This is a genomic window from Flavobacterium glycines (assembly GCF_900100165.1).
Taxonomy (GTDB): Bacteria; Bacteroidota; Bacteroidia; order Flavobacteriales; family Flavobacteriaceae; genus Flavobacterium; species Flavobacterium glycines.
Map to the genome: position 1 here is coordinate 1 of NZ_FNEO01000008.1, position 19,965 is coordinate 19,965.

Sequence of the window (19,965 nt, forward strand, 5' to 3'; positions counted from 1 at the left end):
ACTCGATTCTTTTTTTCTCCACAACTTTCCGGCTTTCCAAATGTTTGCAGTCAACACTATCTTTAGTTATCTCGGCAAACAGTTTTTTCTCTTTGCGAATAATTTTTATTTCTTCGTGATGGCCGCCCCATTCTCCACATTCATCATAATCAGCAGTAAGTTTCAAATAACCTGCGCCAACAATATTTTCAAAGTCAGCAACTTTTTCGGAGTTTTTTGTTTCAGGCTGTTTTCTATTACAACTTATGATTAAAATTGCAATTAATAAGTAATATGCTTTGTTCATATTTTGCATGAATGTGGTTTATAATTGCTGCTAACGTTTTGTCACTTTGAGATGGCTGGAGGTTCGTAACCGCTCAGTTTTCGGCTTAATTAAAACTTGATGCGTAACGATAATTCCACTAAATTCCAGCTATATCAAAATGGCTGTTGGCAGTAGTATTTATTCTTCATTTAGTGTTTTTTTAATTGGAGGTGGAGGTGGAGGTTGTGGAAAAACTCTATCAATATTTTTATAATCAAATTCTTTTTTGGTCTCAATTAGTTTTAAATGCTCTTTGGTAGCATAAATCCACTTTGAAAGAGAATCTAATTCTTTGGGCTCTTTATAGCTATGAACAAAAACTGCTTTTTTTAAATCGTCTTTTTTTATGATTACGTGATAAGCTCTTCCGTCAAAATAATCTTCATAATATTCTGATTTTATTTTTTTAAAATCTATTTTTTTTATTAAATCACTTAATTGATTTCTTTGTTCTTTTGTAAGTATTGCATAATAATTTGTCTTTGCTTTCGGAAATTTTTTTCCATATTTTTCAGAGACGTTCCAATGTTCTCTTAAAAAAATCGTGTCATTTTCTGTGAATTTTATTAAAAATAGAGTTGAGAAAGTTCCACTATATGTATATTCTAACGAGTCAAAATCTTTCTCTTTTTTTGTACAAGATATTAAAAGTGTCAAAATGAAAATAATAAATAATTGTCTTTTCATGCGGCATTTTCTGTTTTTAGTAGGTAATATTACTGCCAACGTTTTTGGGCTTGCAGCAGGTGGGGATTTAGAAGCACCAACTTTCAACCTACCACAAATGTAAATTAAAAGCACAAAACTTCAATTTACCACTGAACCCCCTCTTGCGGCAAACCCATGTTGGCGGTAGTATTTATCTCCATTCGCTATTGTTTTTGTCAAAATATCTTCGTTTTCCGAACAGCATATTTGCTTCTAACACATAGTCATTGTCAAGTGTCTTATAGTCAATTTGGTCGGCAAAATAACGCTCTATGAAATTAAGCTCAAGTTTCTCTTTGATTGACTTAATGCCTGTCGGGAAAGATGTATTTTGCTTTTGGAACTCTTCAATTTCAATTGCAACTTGTTCAGCCACGACTTCGGTAATGTGGTCATATATTTGAATTGTCCCGAAGAGTAAAACTAAATTTACAACACCAAGCCAAGTCCCAATTCCTGCATATTTTATAATGGTCAAATTGTCTGGTTGCCAACGTGCTGTAATTGCTGAAATCCCCATAACGCCCATTACTATCCCAAATGCTACATAACTTGAAAGAGTTAAAAATAAAAGCGTTATTGAGATTAAAACATAAACAAGGATTTTCTGTAAATCTGATTGCGAAAAACTTGTTCTATTAACTCTAAATGTCTTAATCAATTTACTCCGTTCTTCAATATTCTCTTTGCTTAATCGGTTAATAAAATTAGTCAGTTCAATTTCGTCAATGTTTATTTGTCCTAAATGTAGGTTTAGGTTTTGTGCACCGATTTCTTTGTTTATTCTTTCTGCCCACTTGTATAGTTTCTTCTTGAAAACAAATGTTTCGTCAGTTACTAATGCAATAAATTTTTGTCCGTGAATGTCAAGTGGATATGCTTCAATAATTTGTTCCCATTTTACTTCGTCTTGATTTGTTGTCCTGTCCCATATGCCGTTTTCAGTAATAATAATTTGAGGTCGTTTGTCAAGTGCCTGAAAAAGTCCAACAGGAATTCCAAGTCCAAAAAAACAAGTGCAAACCCAACCCATAATGTATGGTGTCGTCCCAACTGGTTCTTGAGTTATCATCCATAGACCAATTGCTACGAATGGCAAACTCATACCGATAATTTTCAGTCCTTTGGTTGTTGTTTTATATAGTTTTATTTCGGTCATTTAATGTTTCTCTGTCGTTACGGTCGGGTCTGTTAATATTACCGCCAACGTTCCTGCGCTTGACGAGGTTGCGAAGTTCGGAACTGATTATTTTCTGTTAAAGATAAAATTTCTTGCGAGACGTAAACGTGATTTTACCACAAAATTCGCAATCTCGCTAAACGCATGTTGGGCATAGTTATTTTAATATTAAATTATCAATCTCTTTAGGATCAAGATATTTTGGATTTAAAATCAAAATTTTTAAAACCTCTCTCAAATAGTCATTCGCAATAGATATAGTTTTAATACTCTTCTTGTCCTTTTCTATTTTTATTTCTTTTTTTGAATTTACTTTACTTGAACCGTGCACTACAGCAGACCTATAATCATATATTTTTTTCATAATTTCAAAAGTCTCAATTGAGTCATATTTTTCATTGTGAAAATATAATAGTTTAGCTATTCTCATAGAAAGTTTATATGTCAATTCACCTTTGTCATTGTCACTTAATAATGTTTCAAGAGCAATTATAATATCTAAAATACTATCTTCTTCATTGTCTCTTAAATATGAATAACGTAATCTTTTGTCCGAAATTCGAATTTTATTGTTTTCATTTTTGAGTAGGTTTAAATAGATTTTACCGATATTTTCTAGATCAGATTTACTTATTTGTGGAAGGTCTTTAGTATTCCAATAAAAATTATCGAAGTAGTTAGGATACTTTTTCAATGAAATTCCTTTTATTTTTGGCAAGTCCATATTGAAAATGTCATTCCATTTATGTGGATAAACAAGCACTTGTGCAAAACCTGAATTTTCATTTGTTACTAGTTTAATAGCATTGAAAAATTTTTCAAATTTATCTATTGGGTAAGCAGATTCATAATCGAGGTTTGTATAACCAAAACTAGGTTGCTTTTTAATAAAATAGTTTCTAAAAACTAATTCATGAGTTGCTGAGGATATTATTGGGTCTAAAATTGCAGGTGAATAACTTTTCACTGTAAATCTTGCTTTGTGGTTTTCTTCACTAATTTTTCTGACGATTATATTCTCAGCAATTTCAAAGTAATCTTCTGAACACTTTAAAAATAAAATTGGTATTCCAATGTCAAAGTGTAAATTTTCGGAATAAATATAGTTTTCAAATTCAGAGTAGATATTTGACAACAATTTTTCACTTTCTTCCTTTTCAAGGTTTAATAGAAAATATCTTTCTAATATTTCTATTGGTTTTTCTTTGATGTAAAAATCGAATAAACTTTTGGCTGATTTTGGAGTACTTATGTTTTCTGGGAAAAATGAGTTTCTGAATTCATTATGATTTTCAAGGTATTCACAACATTTATTATATTCAATAATTTCGTCAAGGTTTATTTCAGATGACATTCCCCATTTCCTAAAGATTTCTGTAATTTTATAAGGTGAATTTGGAGAATATTCAGAAAGACTAGGCATTCCATTTTCGTTAAATGATAAGCTTGGATATTTATCATATTTTGGTTTAATATACCTTTCGTTAATTGCTGGTTGAATTAATGGGTAAACTTTAAATACAAAATCTTTTAATAATTCAAAGAGTTTAGAATCTTTCATTCAGTTTTAAGGTTGTCTATAATTATGCCCAACTAGTATATATACGCATAAATTGGACTAGTTATATCCTTTATTGGCATGTTATGCGCATGTTTTTGTTATTATTATTGCGCATTATTTTTTAATGTGCTTTACAAAAATAAATTTTTTTCTTACATATCAAAAGGGTTGGTGATTTTTTTTAATGAGGTGCTACTAACATGAGTGTAAATCATGGTAGTCTTAGGGCTGCTGTGTCCTAATAAATCCTGTATATAGCGTAAATCGGTACCAGCTTCTAATAAATGGGTTGCAAAACTATGGCGTAAAGTATGTAAGCTAATTTTTTTTGAAATGCTTGCATTTTTTGCAGCTTGCTGTAATATTGATTGCGCGCTTCTACTACTGTATTGTTCATTATTTTGTCCTTCAAAAATGAAAGTTTTAGGTTTATAGACTGCGTAATATTCTTTTAATAATTCGGATACTTTAGTTGATAATAGTGTGTAGCGGTCTTTTTTGCCTTTGGCATTTTTTACATGAATTAACATTCTCTGATTATCGATATCTGTTATTTTCATGTTTATTGCTTCGCTAATTCGGAGACCGGCTGAGTAAATTAAGGCTAATAATGTTTTGTGTTTTAAATTGGTTGTTACATCTATGAGCTTAAAGGTTTCTTCTTTGCTCAAAACCATAGGTAATTTTTTTGCGTTTTTAGGTCGTTGCAATTCTTCAATTATCATTTTCGAATGAAGAACGATTTTAAAAAATAACTTTATAGCATTAACAATTTGGTTTTGATAGGAAGCGGATAAATTATTTTTCAAAATATACTCATTGTTATAAATAATTACATCTTGATTTGTAATATCGGTAATGGCTTTTTCTCGATAAAATACCAGAAAAGATTTTAAAGCTTCGCAATAGGTAGTAATCGTGTTTTCGCTATAACGTTTGGAACGCATCCATTGTTTGAATTTTTCTATTTGTATTTGCGCTTCTTCCGAAGGAATGGTTTGAGATATTGGTGTTATTTTGAACCGGACTCTGTTTTCTTCGGTATCCGGAATATGCCAGGCCATAAGTGTCTGACTCCATCGGGCGCCGTCAATTTTTTTGATGCGTGCAATCAAGTCCGCATTTTTTTCAAAATAGACAGCAATTCTATTTTCTCCTTTGTGTTTGATAACCTTAGCGGACCATTTCATAATGAATTGATTTTCTGACTTAAATGTACTGAAATAACAATTACAAAAAGCAATGTCAATAACAATAGCAATAGCAATAGTAATAACAATAACAAATTTTCTCGTGAGCAGCTTTTGCGTGAGGGATTATTTCACTAAGTTTTATTTTTTGTTGTGTTCAGTGCATTTTATTTGAGGCGGTATCCTCGAATCTCGTCTTTTAGGACGAGAGGAGAGATAAAGCCAAGAGCCCGACCCCGATGGAGTGTAACGGAGACGTGGGCACGCCACAAAAAAGAGATTCTGAAACATCCCGATAACTATCGGGACAGAATGAAAAAATCCGACTGCCAGGGACAATCGGATTGTGGTTTTATTATTCGATACAGTGTAAATTGTTCATGAAATAGGTTTCGGGCTGGTAGGTTTTGCCGTTGAGTTCCGAAACTACTTCTTTTTTGATGATATAATCTTCGGTGTCGGTCAGGTATTTGATGCGCATCAGGGAAACCGGAGAGGATTTTAAATCGGCCATGGTGCCTTTCATAAACATAAAAGTTCCTACAATGATACGGTTGTCAAAGCCTTTTTCGTCGCGCAGCATACTGCCGCAATATTCCATATTGATGTGTAAAAGTGTAATTACTTTGCCGTTGTTGAGTTGCAGAAAAAGTTTAGAATTTTTATCAAAACAATTGGCTTTGATAAATCCTTTGCTTTTTTGAATGAGTTGAACATTCAGTGTTGGCAGTCCGTCAGTAGATGCCAGAGTACAAAAAATATAGCTGGATGTACCGCCAAAGTTTTTTTCGGACATCAGGTATTCGCGGGTTTGTTTGTAGGTTCCTATAGAATCTTTTACGTTGCTGGAATAATCACAGGGCGTTTGTGCCAGAGCGCTCAGGGAAATAAAAAATAGTGCGGTTAGTAATAGTTGTTTCATTCGATTTGTTTGTTTTATTTTATTTTGGCGCAAAATACTACTATTTTGTTAGTATTTACATCGGTTGTAAAAAAAGAATAGGAAGTTCCGCCATCTTTAATTTTCCATTTTTTTCGGATGTTTTCGACTGTTTCGGGAAAATTACGCGTGGTGATATTGCATTGTTTACCGCTCAGCTGGTTTTTCATTTCGGTTTTGTTATAAGGGAAAACGGCGTTGATTTCAAAAATTCGTCCCGGAAAATCGATTAATGTATCCGAAGTATAAAGATGTGAATGTTTGTGTAGTTTATGGATGTTATAATGAGCGGAAATGGCATCAAATCCGCCTGATTTCATAATGGCGCTATTGGGTTCGTACAGGTATTTTAGCGGCAGGCTGTAAGCGGGATAACTCATTTCCTGTTGCATCACAAAATCAAAAGTATCGACAGCATTTTTGGTGATATTAGCGGTTTTTAGGTTAATAGCACCCGTATAATCACGGTGTAATTCCCATAAAAGCTCTTTAACTTCGTTTTCCAGTGCAATAATATGAATGTTTTTGACATTTTTTAATTCGGATAATCCTGCTGAAATATCCAATAAAGGTGCTGTTTTTATCAGTATCGCATTGGACTTTTCGAAATAAAAATCCAGATTTTCGGGTACATTAGGCAGGCAGTCTTTGAGCATGAAAACTTTGCCTTTGGCATCGTTACGACGGGAAGGATCAATGTATATCCAATCCCATTTTTGCTCGGTATTTTTTAAAGTTGTAGTGCTGTCGCCGGAACAGCATTTGATATTTGAGACCTGAAGCTGACTGAAATTATGTTGTACAAGTTGTGACAGTTCCGAATTGATTTCGCAATGCGTTACTGATTTTATTTTTTTTGCAAAATAATAATCGTCCACACCAAAACCTCCTGTTAAATCAATCAGGCTTTCTCCGGAAACCAGCTGGCTTTTGTACAAAGCAGTAGCTTCGGAAGAGGTTTGTTCTACCGAAATTTTTGAAGGGAAAAGAATGTTTTCCGCTTGAAACCATGTTGGTAATTTTTCTTTGGCTTTGGCTTTGGCTTCAATTTGATTCAAAATCAATTTCCATTCAACATTAGGAAAAGGATTTTTTTGTAAAGCTAATTTGGAAATTGAAGCATTGATATTGTTATTGATAAAGGCCTGAATTTCGGTATGTAAAATAGAATCTTGCAATTTTAGATGTTTTCAGTTAGAACGGCGACAATTTTGTTGTCTGGAAAAAATTCTTTGGCAATTACTTTTAAACTGGTGTAAATAGGGATAGCTACGACCATTCCGAAAATACCAAAGGTAATTCCGCTAATGAGTGTTACCAAAAAAATTTCCAGCGGATGTGATTTAACGCTTTTGGAGAAAATAATGGGTTGGCTGACATTGTTATCAATCACCTGAACGATTAAGAAACCTATGACTACATAAATAGTTGTTGGCAGCATTTCGGTACTAAAGTGAGCTCCAATGTTGCTTATTAAGGTAAGTATTGCGGCTAAAACCGTAGCTATAATAGGGCCGATGTAAGGTATTACATTAAGCAAAGCACATAAAAAAGCAATTATCAGTGCGTTTTCATTGCCAAAAATAAGAAGGACAATAAAATACATAATGAAAACCACGAGTAATTGAATGAGTAATCCGGTAAGGTATCGCGCCAGTAAATGATTGATTTTTTCAACGGAATTTAGGATTTTGTCCTCGTTTTGGTCAGGCAAAATCATTTTGGCTTTTTCTTTAAAGAAGCGTTGGTCTTTCAGAAAAAAGAAGGTAATAAAGAAAACCGAAGCGATTCCCATTCCAAAATTAGCGATGGTATTGATTACAGAATTCAAAAAATCGGTAAAATAATTGAAATCTACTTTGGATGAAAAATCAGAATTGCTTACTATTTTTTTCACATCAATTTGGTGTAAATTGAAGTAGTTCTCTACATTGGCTTCGATAATGCTTACTTGATTTTGAAGCATATTAGTGTCTAATAAAGAGAGATTTTGTGCCTGCGAAATGATTAAAGGAACAAATAATAAAACAAAGCCAATTAAGCTTAGTACAAAAATAAATAACACTGTAATTGTGGCTAATAGGTTGCTGAACTTTAATCTTTTCTTTAAAAAGACAGTGAAAGGATTTGCAATCAAACAAAGCACCAAAGAAACGGTAATGTATAAAATAACAGTTTGGATTTTATAGATAAAATACAAAGCGGCACAAACTAAAACTAAAGTGGCTACGGCTTTTAAAATTCCTTGTGAAATGGTTTTTGATGTAATCATTTATCAGTTAATTAGTTTATAAAGATAAAAAATATCAAATCAATTTAGAGGTTATTTCATATAAAGCAATGCCGGCTGCCTGAACGACATTCATACTGCTGTTTTGACCAAACATATTAATGTGTACAATTTGGTTAGAAATACTTAATAGTTCTTCACTGATACCGTTGATTTCGCTTCCAATTATCAAAGCTATTTTTTTATTGACTGGCAGTTGAACTTCTTTTAAAGCCTTACTGTTGGATGCGATTTCCAAAGAAATGATTTCGTATTGTTGTTCCTGTAGGTGTGTAACTAGCGCTTTGTTGTCTTCAAAAACACTATGTACAACATGTAAATGAGTACTCCTGCTGGTTTTGTTTATTTTTCTGGGATTCAGTGGAATGTCTTTACCTGAAAAGATAATTTTTTCAATACCAAAAGCTTCGCCAATTCGAAACAACGAACCGATATTTTGTTGGAAATAAATGTGGTCGCAAACCAGCGTAACAGGAAATTGTCTTGGTTGAAACTGATTTTCTTCGTGAGTTAATTGCACCTGATTAATTATTGAAAATGTAGTTAATAATATTGGCGCCCATTTTTAAGGCTTTTTCACGAACAGGCAAAGGATCATTGTGTACTTCGGCATCTTCCCAGCCGTCGCCTAAATCGCATTCGTAAGTGTACAGCAGTACTAATCGGTTGTTTATGAAGATGCCAAAAGCCTGCGGGCGTTTGCCGTCGTGTTCGTGTATTTTGGGTAAACCATTCGCAAACAGAAAGGGTTTTTGAAAAATAGCATGCGTAGCCGGAATTTCGACTAAGGCTTTGTCAGGGAATATTTTTTTGATTTCTTTTCGGATGTATTCGTCCATGCCGTAGTTGTCGTCAATATGTAAAAAGCCGCCGCCTTTTAAATATTTTCGAAGGTTTTCAACATCTGAAGGACTGAAAACCACGTTGCCGTGTCCGGTCATGTGAACAAAAGGATAGGAAAATAAATCAGGGCTTCCGGGTTCTACGGTAGTTGGCTTTGGAGTGATTGTAGTGTTGATATTGCTGTTGCAAAAACGAATCAGGTTAGGCAGCGAAGTAGGATTGGCATACCAATCGCCACCGCCGCTGTATTTTACTAAGGCGATTTCCTGGGAAAAGGAAGCGAAAGAAATCAATAATAAAATAAGATAGCGTTTTTTCATCTTGCTTCGTTTGTTGTCAGTTCTCTGTTATCTGTTGTCTGTTGTTGGTTGTTGGTTGTCTGTTGTTGGTTGTCTGTTGTTGGTTGTTTGTTTTTGTGTTTTAACTCATAACTCATAACTCATAACTCATAACTTCTCAACCTACTATTCATTAAAAAAAACCACGCTATGACAGGCAACTACAGCAGCCGTTTCGGTTCTTAATCTGGTGTTGCCTAAAGAAACCGGAATGTAATTGTTTTCTAATGCCAGCGCGATTTCTTTAACCGAAAAATCTCCTTCAGGACCTATAAGTAAAGTAACATCTTCATTGGTTTTTAAAACTGATTTTAATGTTTTTTTATCGGTTTCTTCGCAGTGAGCAATCAATTGTAAACCTTTGTTTTGTTGTTTAGTGATGAATTCCTTAAAACTGATAGCTTCGTTTAGTTTCGGCAAGTACGCTTCGTTGCATTGTTTTAAAGCAGACAAAACGATTTTATCAAAACGTTCTTTGTTAATCACTTTTCTCTCGGAACGATCACAAATTATTGGTGTGATTTCCTGAATACCAATTTCGGTTGCCTTTTCCAGAAACCATTCGTAACGGTCGTTCATTTTTGTAGGTGCAACGGCCAAATGTAAATGGAATTTTGGAGTTGGTTTTTTCTCAAACGAATTTATTTTAACCGTGCATTTATTATCCGATGCTAAAGTGATTTCACATTCGAATAAATAACCTAATCCATTAGTTACAAATAAAATATCGCCATCTTTTTTACGTAAAACTTTAATGATGTGTTTGCTCTCTTCCTTGTCAAAAGAAAAAGATTCCGTTTGCTCGTCAATAGTTGGATTGTAGAATAATTGCATAGTTTAGAATTGAATTCGTGCTTTAGAAACTACTGAAGCATTTTCGAAATTTTGAGACAAAAACTTTTGATAACCTACAATTCCTATCATGGCAGCATTATCGGTAGTGTATTCAAATTTTGGGACAAAGGTTTTCCAACCGTACTTTTGTTCGGCTTCTTTTAGTGTGTTTCTAATGCCTGAATTGGCCGAAACGCCACCTCCAATAGCGATTTGTTTGATACCGGTTTCTTTGACCGCCATTTTTAATTTGTCCATTAAAATTTCGATAATGGTATATTGGATAGAGGCACAAATATCGTTAATGTTCTCGTCAATGAAATTTGGATTTTTTTGTTTCTCTTTTTGGATAAAATACAGGATTGCTGTTTTCAAACCGGAAAAACTAAAATCTAATCCTGGTACTTTAGGTTTGGTAAATGCAAAGGCTTTTGGATTTCCCAATTGAGCATTTTTATCGACCAAAGGACCGCCGGGATAAGGAAGTCCTAAGATTTTAGCTGTTTTGTCAAAAGCTTCTCCTACGGCATCATCCGTAGTTTTGCCTATGATGGTCATGTCAAAAAAGTTGTTGACTTTTACAATTTGGGTATGTCCGCCGCTAATAGTCAAGGCTAAGAAAGGAAATTCGGGTTTGTCGTAACCTTCTTCGTCAATAAAATGCGCTAAAATATGGGCTTGCATATGATTAACAGCAATAAGAGGAATTCCTAATGCCAACGCCATCGATTTGGAAAATGAACTTCCTACAAGCAAAGACCCCATAAGTCCCGGGCCTTGAGTAAAAGCAATTGCTGATAATTGTTCTTTTTGAATGTTTGCTTTTTTCAAAGCGGCATCAATTACAGGTACAATATTTTGTTGGTGTGCTCGTGAAGCCAGTTCGGGAACGACACCTCCGTATTGGTTGTGAATAAGTTGATTAGCAACAACATTTGACAGTACTTTGTCGTTACATAAGACAGCTGCGGCTGTGTCGTCACAAGAACTTTCGACAGCAAGAATGTAAACCTCGGGATTTAGCATAAAAAGGCACAAATTTTGGATTATCTTTTTAGAAACCGATTTTATTTTTTATAATTTTACGGCGCAGCCAAAATTAAAGAATTTTTATTAAAGGTTTCGCTCTTTCCTTGGGCAAAATAATATTTCATCACTATAACAGCAGAGCATATCAAAAAAGCGATTAAAATAACTTCAAATATAATTCTTGGGCTGATCATTCTTTTGTTAGCTCTCGGTATTGCTTTGTCGTTGCCTGCGGTCCAGACCAAAGTTGGGAAGTATTTGATGAATCGTATCAATAATGATTTTGGAACTCATATTTCGATAGACAAAGTTAAGGTTTCTGTTTTTGGCGGTGTAAAAATTCAAAATGTGTTGATTTTGGATCATCACAAAGACACCTTGATTTATTCGAAAATTTTGAATACGAATCTTTTGGATGTTAATGCGGTTTTAGAAGGTGATTTGATTTTTAAGATCATTCGTTTGGATGGGGTTTTGTTTGATATGAAAACCTATAAAAACGAAAAGAAAACCAACATGGATGTTTTTATCGAATCTTTTGATTCGGGAAAACCACCATCCGGAAAGCATACACTATTTATTTCGGATAAGGCTTATATCAGCAGAGCTCATTTTAGATTTTATGATTACAATCGCCCTAATCCTAAAGATGCTGAATTTACAAAGGTAAATGCCGAATTGACTGATTTTAAACTCTACGGTCCCGATGTAGATATAAAAATAGATCATTTGTCCTTTCTGGATTATCGAGGTTTGTTTGCCGAGGATTTAAGCACGGTTTTTAGTTATACCAAGAAAAAAATGCAGCTTAAAAATTTAGATTTAAAAACACCTAATTCTAAAATAAAAGCTGAAGTAACTTTAAATTATAAGATTAAAGATTTTGCTCATTTTAATGATAATGTAAAATGGGATATAAAAATTCATTCTGCCAGCGTAGGAACCAATGATGTTAGGTGTTTTTACAACGGTATGGGGACAAATCAGTTTTTTAATATCAGTCGTGCTGGTATGAAAGGAACTCTGAATAATTTGTATATCAGTCGTTTGAAAATGGTGGATTCCAATCGTTCGCGAATGGAAGGAGATATTCATTTCCTGAATATTTTTGGAAAAGCGCATCAGCGATTTTTTATGGATGGAAATTTTAGCCGTATTGAAACTAATTATGGTAATCTGGTGCATTTGATGCCGGAGTTTATGGGTAAAAAATTACCAAAACAAATCGAGACGCTGGGGAATTGCTGGATGGAAGGGAATATTCAGTTGACGGCTTCTGCTGTTGATGCAGCTTTGAATATGAAAACAGAACTAGGGAGAGTGCAGTCTGTTTTTTCGATGAAGGATATCGATTTTATCGATAAGGCAACCTATAACGGAAATGTGGTTTTTGAAAATTTTGATGTGGGGACTTTTCTAAATCGTGAGGATTTAGGTAAGGTTACGATGGATGTGAATGCTGATGGACGAGGATTTACTGAGAAATATTTGAATACTCAAATAGTGGGTGATATTCGTACTATGGATTATCAATCCTATACTTATAACAATATTAAAGTTAATGGAAACTTTAAGTTGCCTTATTATAAAGGACAGATTTCGGTTGCAGATCCAAATTTAGCTATGGAGTTTGATGGATTAGTGGATTTGAGTGCTAAGGAAAATAAATATGATTTTCATATTAATGTTGAGCGGGCTAACCTAAATAAATTGCAATTTGTAAACGATAGTATTTCTAATTTTAAAGGAGATGTTGTGGTACAACTTACCGGAAATACCATCGAAAATTTGCAGGGGAATGTTTATATCAAGCAAACTTCGTATCAAAATACGAAAGATACTTATGTTTTTGATGACTTTAATATTAACTCCACTTTTGATTCAAAAGGAATTCGAACCCTGACAATCGATTCTCCGGATATTGTAGAAGGGCAGATGGTGGGACGTTTTCAGTTTAAAGAATTAGGTAAGCTGACAAGAAATTCTTTGGGAAGTTTGTATACTAATTTCAAACCGGAGAAGGTTATTAAAGGACAGTTTTTGAAATTTAATTTTACGGTTTATAATAAAATTATTGAAATTTTATATCCTGAAATTGGTTTGGGGACCAATACTGTTTTAAAAGGTTCTATTAAATCCGATACACAGGAATTTAAGATGAATTTTAATTCGCCTAAAATTACTTATGCTAAAAACACTTTTGATAATATTCGGGTGTCAGTAGACAATAAAAATCCATTGTATAATGCCTATGTGGAATTAGATAGTATTAAAACACCTTATTATAAGATGCGTGATTTTAGCCTTATTAATATTACGACTAAAGATACTTTGCTGTTTCGTTCTGAATTTAAAGGAGGAGAAAAAGGTGAGGATTTTTTCAGTTTGAACTTGTATCATACCATTGATAAGAATAATAACAACGTTGTTGGGATAAGTAAATCGGAGATGAAGTTCAAAGAGAATTTTTGGTACCTGAATCAAAAAGACAGCCCGGACAATAAAATTGTTTTCGACAAAATGTTGAAGAATTTCAAATTTGATGATATTATATTGTCTCACGAAAATCAGTCGGTTACTTTGAAAGGAGAGATAAACGGCAGGACAAATAAGGATTTGGAACTTAGTTTTGATAATGTCGATTTGTACAAGATTACACCTTTGAGTAGTAAGTTTGTCTTTAACGGAAATGTAAATGGTGCGGTTCATTTTAAACAAAACAATCAAATTTATAAGCCTACAGCTTCATTAGTTATTGATAAGCTGAATATTAATAAAACGGATTTAGGTGTTTTGAAATTCAACATCGAGGGAGATCAAAGTCTAGAGAAATTTACTATTGATTCCTATTTGAATAATGATAATCTGGAGTCGCTTAATGCAAACGGAAGTTTCGAAATTGTGAATAAAAAGACGATTCTGGATTTAAAACTAACTTTGGATAAATTTAACTTAGGCGTTTTTAGTTCTTTGGGTGGAGAGGTTTTGTCGAATATCAGAGGTTTTGTAACAGGAAACTCAGTTATTACAGGGGATGTAAACAAGCCTAAAGTGAGTGGTCGATTGTTTGTTGATAAAGCAGGAATGACTATTCCATATTTAAATGTTGATTATCAGTTGAACGATCGTTCTATTGTTGATTTGGTCGATGAGAAGTTTATGTTTAGAAACAATACTATTACTGATTCCAAATTCAATACTAAAGGTTTGTTGAATGGTACTATTGAGCATCATAATTTTTCGGATTGGAAATTGGATTTTGACATCAGTTCTAAGAAATTAGTGGTTTTAGACACCAAAGATTCCGAGGATGCAGCTTATTATGGAACGGCATTTATTAATGGTAATGCTTCTATAAAAGGGCCTGTTAATTCGTTATTTATTAAAATTGCTGCCAAATCCGAAAAAGGTTCAGATGTTAAGATACCAATTAATTATGCGGAGAGTGTAGGTGAAAATTCGTTTATACACTTTTTAACCCAGAAAGAAAAGTATAATAATAAAATGGGTATTCTTGAAAATAGCCATAAATATAACGGACTGGAATTAGAGTTTGATTTGGATATTACTCCGGATGCTGAAGTTGAAGTGATTTTAGACAGAAACACAGGTCATGGAATGCGTGGGAAAGGCTATGGTTCGTTATTGTTTAAAATTAATACGCTGGGGAAATTTCAAATGTGGGGGGATTATCAGGCTTATGAAGGAACTTATAATTTTAAATACGGAGGATTAATTGATAAAAAGTTTGCTGTTAGAAAAGGCGGTTCTATTATATGGGAAGGAAATCCAATGCGAGCACAGTTAAATTTACAAGCGGTGTATAAAACGATTGCAAATCCGGCTGTACTTTTAGATAATTCCTCTTTTAACAGAAAAGTTCCTGTTGATGTGGTTATTGGAATCCAGGGAGATTTAGCGAGTCCGGATCCTGATTTTAATATTGAATTTCCAACAGTGAGTAATGTTTTGAAATCGGAAATACAATATAAATTGTATGATAAAGATGTGCGACAAACACAGGCTTTGTATTTATTATCTTCAGGTGGCTTCCTGAGTCCGGAAGGGGTGAATCAGTCGGATTTCTCCGGAAGTTTGTTTGAAACAGCTTCCAGTTTGTTAGGGGATATTTTGAAAACCGATAATGATAAGTTTAAAGTTGGTTTAAATTATGTTTCACGGGATAGAAGAATTGGTAAAGAAACCGATGGCAGGGTAGTAGCAACCATTTCTTCTAAAATTAATGAACGTATTACTATTAACGGGAAGGTTGGGGTTCCTTTTGGGGGAATTAATCAATCAGCAGTTGTAGGTGATGTTGAAGTTCTGTATAGAGTAAATCAGGATGGAACAATGAATCTGCGATTATTTAACAGGGAAAATGATATTAATTATATAGGACAGGGGATTGGATATACTCAGGGGGTAGGATTGACTTATGAAGTTGATTTTGATACTTTTAGAGAGTTGGTCAGTAAAATATTCAAAAAGTATCGTATTCAAAAAACGGATAGTTTAAATGAGTATTTTCAGGATTCTAATGTTACACCTGAATTTATTAATTTTAATAATAGTAAGTCTCCGAAAAAAGAAGAGGTGAAAAGGAATTCAGAAGCAGTAGGTACTGAAGAGGATTAATAATTTAAAGTTTTGCAAAAAAAACAGAGGCTGTGATTAATAGTTATCTGTTTTTACAAAATGTTAAATAAATATAAATAATAGGTTATTCTTAGTTAAAATCTATAAAAATCGATTTCTGTTAAAAAAAATAAGGCATTTTTTGTTTTTTTTAAAACTTATTAACGAAAACGTTTGAATTTATAATAAATAGTTAAAATAATAAAACAGAAGCTTTTAAAGTAATTTATGTTTCTTAATTTTACCTTTCAAAACTAAAACTATGCTAAAATCAATTAAAAAAATAGGTGTTTTAACCTCAGGTGGAGATTCACCGGGGATGAATGCCGCAATACGTTCAGTAGTTCGAACCTGTGCGTATCATAATATTGAATGTGTTGGGATTTACAGAGGATATCAGGGGATGATTGAAGGTGACTTCGAAGAAATGGGACCTCGCAGTGTAAATAATATTATTAATAAAGGAGGAACGATTTTAAAATCGGCGCGTTCAGCTGAATTCAGAACTCCTGAAGGTAGAAAAAAGGCTCATGAAAACCTTTTGAAAGCCGGAATTGAAGCTTTAGTAGTCATTGGAGGAGATGGTACTTTTACAGGAGCTTTGATTTTTAATTCGGAATATAATTTTCCGGTTATGGGGATTCCGGGAACTATCGATAATGATATTTACGGAACAACTCATACTTTAGGATATGATACCGCTTTGAATACTGTAGTGGACTGTATTGATAAAATTAGAGATACAGCCAGTTCTCACAACCGTTTATTCTTTGTAGAAGTAATGGGAAGAGATGCCGGACACATTGCTTTGAATGCAGGAATTGCAGGTGGTGCTGAGGAAATTTTAATACCAGAAGAAGATTTAGGATTAGATCGTTTGTTGGAATCACTTCAAAAAAGTAAAGCATCCGGAAAATCATCCAGTATTGTTGTAATTGCAGAAGGAGATAAAATTGGTAAAAACGTATTCGAATTAAAAGATTATGTTGATGCTAATTTGCCAGAGTATGATGTTCGTGTATCTGTATTAGGACACATGCAACGTGGTGGTTCACCATCTTGTTTTGACAGAGTTTTAGCTAGTCGTTTAGGAGTTAAAGCGGTTGAATCTTTATTAGATGGGGTTTCTAATTTTATGGTAGGATTAAAAAATGATTCGGTAAATCTTACACCTTTATCATTAGCTATCAAAGGAAAGTCAGAAATCGATCGTGAATTATTGCGTGTTTCAGATATTATCACAACTTAAAAAAAATTGTAGCAAAATTAATTATTAAATTTGCCGGAATTTTGTCAATCAAATAATAAACAATAAATAAATAAAAGAAATGTCAAAAGTAAAATTAGGAATAAACGGTTTCGGAAGAATCGGAAGAATTGTTTTCAGAGAGTCTTTTAACAGAGACAATGTAGAGGTAGTTGCAATCAACGACTTATTAGATGTAGATCACTTAGCTTACTTATTAAAATACGATTCTGTTCACGGTCAATTTAACGGAACAGTTGAAGTAAAAGAAGGTAAATTATATGTAAACGGAAGAAATATCCGTATCACTGCTGAAAGAAACCCTGCTGATTTGAAATGGAACGAAGTTGATGTTGATGTAGTTGCTGAATGTACTGGTATCTTCACAACTATCGATACTGCAAGCGAGCACTTAAAAGGTGGTGCTAAAAAAGTAATCATTTCTGCTCCTTCTGCTGATGCTCCAATGTTTGTAATGGGAGTAAACCACGAAACTGCAAAAGCTTCTGATTTAGTTGTTTCTAACGCTTCTTGTACTACTAACTGTTTAGCTCCTTTAGCTAAAGTTATCAATGATAATTTTGGAATCGTTGAAGGTTTAATGACTACAGTTCACGCTACAACTTCAACTCAAATGACTGCTGACGGTCCTTCAAGAAAAGACTGGAGAGGTGGACGTGCTGCTGCTATTAACATCATCCCATCTTCTACAGGTGCTGCTAAAGCTGTTGGAAAAGTTATTCCTTCTTTGAATGGAAAATTAACTGGTATGGCTTTCCGTGTTCCTACTGCTGACGTTTCTACAGTAGATTTAACTGTAAAATTAGCTAAAGAAACTTCTTATGAAGAAATTATGGCTGTTTTGAAAAATGCTTCTGAAACTAACATGAAAGGTATCTTAGGATATACTGAAGATGCAGTTGTTTCTCAAGATTTTATTTCTGACAAAAGAACATCTATCATCGATGCTACTGCAGGAATTGGATTGAACTCTACTTTCTTCAAATTAGTATCTTGGTATGATAATGAGTATGGATACTCTAGCAAATTAATTGATTTGTCAGTTCATATTGCCGGATTAAAATAATCCAGAAATAATTATATTAGAGAATCCCGTTATTAATTATTTTAACGGGATTTTCTATTTTTATATCTTTAATTAATTGTAAAAAACACATTTTTAATTAAAGGGAAACTAAAATCTAAAAACACTAATCTAAAAAAAACTAAAATAAATGAAATTAATAGTTGACAGTGGTTCTACTAAAGCTGATTGGATTGCAATAGACGATCAGGGAAAAGTATTGTTTACTACCCAAACTTTAGGGTTAAATCCTGAAATTCTGGAAGGAGATCAAATTATAGCACGTGTTGATGATCGTTTTGACTTACAGCAAAGCAAAAAAACGGCAACTCATTTGTTTTTCTATGGTGCCGGATGCGGAACGGACAGAATGAAAATTGCTTTGAAAGAAGTTTTTCAAAAGTATTTTGTAAATGCTGAAGTTGTAGTTGAAGAGGATACGTATGCTGCAGTGTATGCAACGACTCCTAAAGATCAAAAAGCGATTGTATGTATTTTAGGTACAGGTTCTAATTGCAGTTATTTTGATGGGTCAAAATTACATCAAAAGGTACAATCGTTAGGTTATATTGTAATGGATGATGCCAGTGGAAATGTTTTTGGAAAAGAATTAATCAGAAAATACTATTTCAATAAAATGCCGAAGGATTTAGCAGTTGAATTTGAAAAAGAATTTAATGTTGATCCGGATTTTATTAAAAGTAAATTATATAAAGAAGAAAATCCGAATGCTTATTTAGCGACATTTGCTAAGTTTTTAATCCAACATAAGGATACGGAATTTTGCCAAAAAATCATTCGAAAAGGAATGAAATCTTTTATTAAAAATTATGTGATGCAATATGATAATTGCCATGAGGTTCCGGTACATTTTGTAGGTTCTATTGCGTTTTATTTAAAAGATGAATTACAACATGCTTTTGATAAATACAATTTGGAATTAGGGAATGTATTGAGAAGACCTATTGATGGATTGATTTCGTTTCACGTAGCTAATCAATAAGAATTATGGAAATTGCTATTATTTCACACGATGGAAAAAAGGCTGACATGGTTCAGTTTTTAAATAAAAATAAAGATATTTTATCTAAAGAGAGTGTTCAGCTTATTGCTACAGGAACAACTGGGGGAAGAGCTGAAAAAGCAGGTTTTAAAGTAACAAAAATGCTTTCGGGGCCTCTTGGTGGTGATGCACAAATTGCGGGTAGAGTAGCTGAAGGTAAAACCAATATGGTTTTCTTTTTTAAAGATCCTTTGGCAAGTCACCCACATGAACCAGACGTTAATATGCTGGTTCGTGTATGTGATGTGCATAATGTGCCATTGGCAACTAATGAAGCTACCGCTCAATTATTGTTAGATGCTATTGCGACTAGATTGTAGCAATTACAGAGATTTCAATATTTACATTTTTAGGCAAACATGCCACCTGAACCGTTTCACGAGCTGGAGCGGTTTTTTCATTAAAATAAGAACCATAAACGGTATTGATAGTGCCAAAATCGTTCATATTCATAATGAAAATTGTGGACTTGATTACGTTTTCAAAAGTCATTCCTGCTGCTTCCAAAATAGCTTTTATATTTTTCATAACCTGCTTTGTTTCGGCTTCAATGGATGAAGTTACTAAAGTCCCGTCGGCAGGGTTAATTGCAATTTGTCCGGAAGTATAAAGCATATTTCCTGTAAGCACTGCCTGATTGTAGGGACCAATAGGAGCTGGTGCATTTTCTGTGAAAATTATTTTTTTCATTTTGATATCAATTTATTAGAAGTG

General features: G+C 33.5%; 17 protein-coding genes and 1 pseudogene. 5 read left to right on the plus strand and 13 right to left on the minus strand.

From position 1 onward, the window contains the following. The 12 genes and pseudogenes from BLR17_RS14345 to tsaD form a co-directional block, all read right to left on the minus strand. Nucleotides 1-295, minus strand: a pseudogene (locus BLR17_RS14345) (hypothetical protein); the annotation flags it as partial. A gap of 150 nt (nucleotides 296-445) precedes the next feature. Beyond that, on the minus strand, nucleotides 446-1,108 hold the full coding sequence (locus tag BLR17_RS14350) for a DUF6438 domain-containing protein (RefSeq protein ID WP_139068392.1): 663 nt from the start codon (nucleotides 1,106-1,108) through the stop codon (nucleotides 446-448). A gap of 58 nt (nucleotides 1,109-1,166) precedes the next feature. Further along, nucleotides 1,167-2,174 (minus strand): STM3941 family protein, encoded by a 1,008-nt coding sequence (locus BLR17_RS14355; protein WP_066329016.1) that lies wholly within the window; start codon nucleotides 2,172-2,174, stop codon nucleotides 1,167-1,169. A gap of 178 nt (nucleotides 2,175-2,352) precedes the next feature. Continuing rightward, complete coding sequence (locus BLR17_RS14360; protein WP_066329017.1) at nucleotides 2,353-3,756, minus strand: HEPN domain-containing protein; 1,404 nt, start codon at nucleotides 3,754-3,756, stop codon at nucleotides 2,353-2,355. Nucleotides 3,757-3,908: 152 nt separating this feature from the next. Then, nucleotides 3,909-4,946, minus strand: a complete 1,038-nt coding sequence (locus tag BLR17_RS14365) for a tyrosine-type recombinase/integrase (protein ID WP_066329018.1) — start codon at nucleotides 4,944-4,946, stop codon at nucleotides 3,909-3,911. Nucleotides 4,947-5,301: 355 nt separating this feature from the next. Beyond that, nucleotides 5,302-5,868: a hypothetical protein gene (locus tag BLR17_RS14370; protein WP_066329021.1), complete on the minus strand. Its 567-nt coding sequence runs from the start codon at nucleotides 5,866-5,868 to the stop codon at nucleotides 5,302-5,304. Between the two features lie 14 nt (nucleotides 5,869-5,882). Continuing rightward, on the minus strand, nucleotides 5,883-7,064 hold the full coding sequence (locus BLR17_RS14375; RefSeq protein ID WP_066329022.1) for a THUMP-like domain-containing protein: 1,182 nt from the start codon (nucleotides 7,062-7,064) through the stop codon (nucleotides 5,883-5,885). 2 nt (nucleotides 7,065-7,066) lie between these two features. Continuing rightward, on the minus strand, nucleotides 7,067-8,158 hold the full coding sequence (locus tag BLR17_RS14380) for an AI-2E family transporter (protein ID WP_066329023.1): 1,092 nt from the start codon (nucleotides 8,156-8,158) through the stop codon (nucleotides 7,067-7,069). Nucleotides 8,159-8,192: 34 nt separating this feature from the next. After that, complete coding sequence (locus BLR17_RS14385; RefSeq protein WP_066329024.1) at nucleotides 8,193-8,696, minus strand: TrmH family RNA methyltransferase; 504 nt, start codon at nucleotides 8,694-8,696, stop codon at nucleotides 8,193-8,195. 4 nt (nucleotides 8,697-8,700) lie between these two features. After that, nucleotides 8,701-9,339, minus strand: coding sequence for a DUF4159 domain-containing protein (locus BLR17_RS14390; protein WP_066329026.1), 639 nt, complete (start codon nucleotides 9,337-9,339; stop codon nucleotides 8,701-8,703). Nucleotides 9,340-9,483: 144 nt separating this feature from the next. Then, the gene (locus tag BLR17_RS14395) at nucleotides 9,484-10,191 is read right to left on the minus strand and encodes a 16S rRNA (uracil(1498)-N(3))-methyltransferase (RefSeq protein ID WP_066329027.1); all 708 of its coding nucleotides are present in this window, start codon (nucleotides 10,189-10,191) and stop codon (nucleotides 9,484-9,486) included. A 3-nt stretch (nucleotides 10,192-10,194) separates the two neighbouring features. Further along, complete coding sequence (gene tsaD / locus BLR17_RS14400) at nucleotides 10,195-11,217, minus strand: tRNA (adenosine(37)-N6)-threonylcarbamoyltransferase complex transferase subunit TsaD (protein WP_066329029.1); 1,023 nt, start codon at nucleotides 11,215-11,217, stop codon at nucleotides 10,195-10,197. 264 nt (nucleotides 11,218-11,481) lie between these two features. Between tsaD and BLR17_RS14405 the strand changes: the two genes are divergently transcribed. From BLR17_RS14405 to BLR17_RS14425, 5 genes are all read left to right on the plus strand, one after another. Next, complete coding sequence (locus tag BLR17_RS14405) at nucleotides 11,482-15,858, plus strand: translocation/assembly module TamB domain-containing protein (RefSeq protein WP_083189505.1); 4,377 nt, start codon at nucleotides 11,482-11,484, stop codon at nucleotides 15,856-15,858. A gap of 262 nt (nucleotides 15,859-16,120) precedes the next feature. Further along, nucleotides 16,121-17,107, plus strand: a complete 987-nt coding sequence (gene pfkA / locus BLR17_RS14410) for a 6-phosphofructokinase (protein WP_066329032.1) — start codon at nucleotides 16,121-16,123, stop codon at nucleotides 17,105-17,107. A 79-nt stretch (nucleotides 17,108-17,186) separates the two neighbouring features. After that, on the plus strand, nucleotides 17,187-18,191 hold the full coding sequence (gap, locus tag BLR17_RS14415) for a type I glyceraldehyde-3-phosphate dehydrogenase (protein ID WP_066329033.1): 1,005 nt from the start codon (nucleotides 17,187-17,189) through the stop codon (nucleotides 18,189-18,191). A 148-nt stretch (nucleotides 18,192-18,339) separates the two neighbouring features. Continuing rightward, nucleotides 18,340-19,191, plus strand: a complete 852-nt coding sequence (locus BLR17_RS14420; RefSeq protein ID WP_066329034.1) for an N-acetylglucosamine kinase — start codon at nucleotides 18,340-18,342, stop codon at nucleotides 19,189-19,191. A 5-nt stretch (nucleotides 19,192-19,196) separates the two neighbouring features. Next, nucleotides 19,197-19,571 (plus strand): methylglyoxal synthase, encoded by a 375-nt coding sequence (locus BLR17_RS14425; protein ID WP_066329036.1) that lies wholly within the window; start codon nucleotides 19,197-19,199, stop codon nucleotides 19,569-19,571. On the opposite strand, the gene BLR17_RS14430 is transcribed toward BLR17_RS14425, so the two are convergent. Beyond that, entirely contained in the window at nucleotides 19,561-19,941 is a 381-nt protein-coding gene (locus tag BLR17_RS14430; protein WP_066329038.1) for a RidA family protein, read from the minus strand. The two genes, BLR17_RS14425 and BLR17_RS14430, sit on opposite strands and share 11 nt — an antisense overlap. Nucleotides 19,942-19,965 lie beyond the last annotated feature (24 nt).

Bases quoted from the DNA above. Each gene is read 5' to 3' on its own strand.
- BLR17_RS14355 (WP_066329016.1), bottom strand. From the start codon at position 2,174: ATGACCGAAATAAAACTATATAAAACAACAACCAAAGGACTGAAAATT.
- BLR17_RS14360 (WP_066329017.1), bottom strand. From the start codon at position 3,756: ATGAAAGATTCTAAACTCTTTGAATTATTAAAAGATTTTGTATTTAAA.
- BLR17_RS14365 (WP_066329018.1), bottom strand. From the start codon at position 4,946: ATGAAATGGTCCGCTAAGGTTATCAAACACAAAGGAGAAAATAGAATT.
- BLR17_RS14370 (WP_066329021.1), bottom strand. From the start codon at position 5,868: ATGAAACAACTATTACTAACCGCACTATTTTTTATTTCCCTGAGCGCT.
- BLR17_RS14380 (WP_066329023.1), bottom strand. From the start codon at position 8,158: ATGATTACATCAAAAACCATTTCACAAGGAATTTTAAAAGCCGTAGCC.
- BLR17_RS14390 (WP_066329026.1), bottom strand. From the start codon at position 9,339: ATGAAAAAACGCTATCTTATTTTATTATTGATTTCTTTCGCTTCCTTT.
- BLR17_RS14395 (WP_066329027.1), bottom strand. From the start codon at position 10,191: ATGCAATTATTCTACAATCCAACTATTGACGAGCAAACGGAATCTTTT.
- tsaD (WP_066329029.1), bottom strand. From the start codon at position 11,217: ATGCTAAATCCCGAGGTTTACATTCTTGCTGTCGAAAGTTCTTGTGAC.
- BLR17_RS14405 (WP_083189505.1), top strand. From the start codon at position 11,482: ATGAATCGTATCAATAATGATTTTGGAACTCATATTTCGATAGACAAA.
- pfkA (WP_066329032.1), top strand. From the start codon at position 16,121: ATGCTAAAATCAATTAAAAAAATAGGTGTTTTAACCTCAGGTGGAGAT.
- gap (WP_066329033.1), top strand. From the start codon at position 17,187: ATGTCAAAAGTAAAATTAGGAATAAACGGTTTCGGAAGAATCGGAAGA.
- BLR17_RS14420 (WP_066329034.1), top strand. From the start codon at position 18,340: ATGAAATTAATAGTTGACAGTGGTTCTACTAAAGCTGATTGGATTGCA.
- BLR17_RS14425 (WP_066329036.1), top strand. From the start codon at position 19,197: ATGGAAATTGCTATTATTTCACACGATGGAAAAAAGGCTGACATGGTT.
- BLR17_RS14430 (WP_066329038.1), bottom strand. From the start codon at position 19,941: ATGAAAAAAATAATTTTCACAGAAAATGCACCAGCTCCTATTGGTCCC.